This is a genomic window from Streptomyces sp. AC555_RSS877, from assembly GCF_019049245.1.
In the GTDB taxonomy this organism is placed as follows: Bacteria; Actinomycetota; Actinomycetes; order Streptomycetales; family Streptomycetaceae; genus Streptomyces.
In genome coordinates this window covers 1-2,580 of record NZ_JAGMUK010000153.1, presented here as the reverse complement: position 1 = coordinate 2,580, position 2,580 = coordinate 1, and the positions used below count along the sequence as shown (strand labels likewise).

At 67.4% G+C, this 2,580-nt stretch carries 1 protein-coding gene; it reads right to left on the bottom strand.

Going from position 1 to position 2,580, the window contains the following annotated elements; genetic code table 11:
- The coding region (locus KUM49_RS37930; RefSeq protein WP_217241519.1) for an amino acid adenylation domain-containing protein at nt 1-2,580 on the bottom strand (2,580 nt) is incomplete at both ends.

Here is a 2,580-nt window from a genome sequence, read left to right as displayed (position 1 = left end):
GTAGGCGATGAGGCGTTTGTCGCCCGGGGTGTCCTCCCGCACCACCACCGCGGCCTGTCCGACCCGCGGATGCCCCACCAACACCGACTCGACCTCACCCGGCTCGATCCGGAAACCACGGATCTTCACCTGCTCATCACTACGACCCGCGAACAGCAACCGCCCCTCCGCCGTCCACCGCGCCCGGTCCCCCGTCCGATACATCCGCGAACCATCACCCGCGAACGGATCAGCCACAAACCGCTCCGCCGTCAAACCCGACCGCCCCACATACCCACGCGCCAACCCCGCCCCCGCCACATACAACTCACCCGCAACACCCACCGGCACCGGCGCCAACCGCTCATCCAGCACGAACACCCGCGTATTGACCACCGGCGACCCGATCGACACCGCCCCACCCGCCACACACCGCCACAACGTCGCATCAACCGTCGTCTCCGTCGGACCATACGAGTTGAACATCACCCGCCCCGGCGCCCAACGCTCCACCACCTCCGGCGGACACGCCTCACCCGCCACCACCAACACCACCCCCGCACCAACCGACCCCTCCTCCAACGTCGCCAGCACCGCCGGCGGCAACGTCACATGCGTCACCCCAGCCCCAGCCAAAAACTCCGGCAACACCCCACCCAGACGCCGCTCACCCGGCACCACCACCAACGCCGCACCCGACAACAACGCCGGCAACCACTCCCACCCGAACGTGTCAAACGCCGCCGAAGCAAACTGCGCCACCCGCGCCCCCGGCCCCACACCCAAATCCCCCACATGACCCGCCACCAGACTCGCCACACCCACATGCGACACCACCACACCCTTAGGCCGACCCGTCGACCCCGACGTATAAATCACATACGCCGGATGCTCCGCACGCAGCCCCACCCCCACCACCGAAGACCCATCCAAACCCGCAAGCTCACCCACCACCACCGGCGAATCCAGCACCACCCGCGACACCCCACCCGGCACCACACCCGCCAACACCGAAGAAGTCAGCACCACCTCCAACCCCGCATCCCCCACCACATACGCAATCCGCTCCACCGGATAACCCGGATCCAACGGCACATACGCACCCCCCGCCTTCACCACACCCAACAACGCCACCACCAAATCCACCCCACGCTCCAAACACACCCCCACACACGACTCCGGCCCCACACCCCGCGCAATCAACAAACGCGCCAGCCGATTCGCCCGCGCATCCAACTCCGCATACGACACCGACACACCCTCATCCACCACCGCCACCGCACCCGGAGTCCGCGCCACCTGCGCCGCAAACAACCCCGGCACCGTCCCCACACCCACCGACACCGCCGTGTCATTCCACTCCACCAACACCCGCCCACGCTCAACCGGATCAACAACCTCCACCCCACCCACCCGCACCAACGGATCCCCCACCAACGCCTCCAACACCCGAACCCAACAACCCCCAATCCGAACAGCCGCCTCCGCATCAAACACATCCGCAGAGACGGTCACATGCACATGCATGCCAGCCGGTGCGCCGCCCGCACCGATCTCCTCCGCGGCAGTGATCTCCAGATCGAACTTGGCCGCGGGAGCCCCGCCGGCCAGACGCGCAGCCGCAAGCCCAGACAGCTCCAGCTTCGCCGAACCGGTGTTCTGGACCGTCAGCATCACCTGGAACAACGGATGCCGCGCCGTAGAACGAACAGGCGCCAGCTCCTCCACCAGCCGCTCGAACGGCACATCCTGATGCTCGAACGCCCGCAGCCCCGTCTCCCGCACCCGCTCCAACAACTCGGCGAACGACGGATCACCCGACAGATCCGTACGCACCACCAACGTATTGATGAAGCAGCCGACCAGCTCGTCCAGCGCCTCATCCGTCCGCCCGGCAATCGCCGACCCGATCGGGATATCGGTGCCCGCTCCCAGCCGGTGCAGCGTCACGGCGAGCGCCGCCTGCAGCACCATGAACACCGTCACGCCACGCTCACGGGCCACCTCACGCAACCGCGCATGCACCTCGGCCGGAACCTCCAGCCCGGCCCGATGCCCCCGGTAAGTGAGCACCGCCGGCCGCGGCCGGCCCGTCGGCAGCGTCAACTCCTCCGGCACCCCCGCCAACGCACCACGCCAGTACTCCACCTGACGCGACAGCACACTTACCGGATCACCCTCATCACCCAGCAACTCCCGCTGCCACAACGCATAATCCGCATACTGCACCGGCAACGCATCCCACACCGGTTCCCGGCCCTCACACCGCGCCGCATAAGCCAGCGAGACGTCCCGCGCCAACGGCCCCATCGACCAGCCATCACCCGCAATGTGATGCACCACCACCACGAGCACATGCTCATCCGGACCCACCCCGAACAGACTCGCCCGCAGCGGAATCTCAGCACCCAGATCGAAGGCACATGCCTGCGCCTGCGCCACCGCACCGGCCAGCTCTCCGTCACCCACCTCGACAACAGACAGGTCGAAGCCGCACTCCTCGACCGGCAGGATCTGCTGATACGGCTCCCCGTCCGCCACCGCGAACACCGTCCGCAGCACCTCATGCCGCCCCAGCACATCCAACAGCGCGCGCTCCAA